We start from the raw sequence: 502 nt of genomic DNA on the forward strand, positions 1-502 counted from the left end.
GGCCGAACACGCGGCAAACTCGATCCTTGCGCCGGAGGATCACCCATGGCCGTGACAGAGCGCGACCCGGTTTCCGGTTACACCACCACCGGCCACGATTGGAACGGCATCAAGGAACTGAACTCTCCGGTCCCGCGTGTGGTATATTTTTTCATCATCATCACCCATGTTCTGGCGCTGATCGGCTGGATTTTGCTGCCGGCCTGGCCCCTCGGCCATACCTACACCAAGGGCCTACTGGGCGTGGATCAAAGGACCGATGTGGCGGCTGATATCGCTGCCGCCAACGCCGCGCGAGCCGGGTGGCGCGACCAGATAGCCACGCTGGATTATGACGCAATCCGCGCTGACCCCGACCTGATGGCAAAGGTCATGGCCACCGCAGCCCCGCTGTTTGGCCAGAACTGCCAGTCCTGCCACGGCAAGGAGGGCATTGGCGGCCCCGGCTTTCCGCGCTTGGCCGACACGATCTGGATCTGGGGTGGCACGGTCGAAGATATTG

Annotated in this window: 1 protein-coding gene; it reads left to right on the forward strand. The window is 62.7% G+C overall.

The genetic code is table 11. The features are described from left to right. Positions 1-45: 45 nt before the first annotated feature. Positions 46-502: cbb3-type cytochrome c oxidase N-terminal domain-containing protein (locus AC1DVR_RS24095; RefSeq protein ID WP_478003140.1), on the forward strand; the 457-nt coding region annotated here is incomplete at its 3' end.

The sequence above is a fragment of the Rhodobacter sp. P2_H5 genome, from assembly GCF_056403335.1.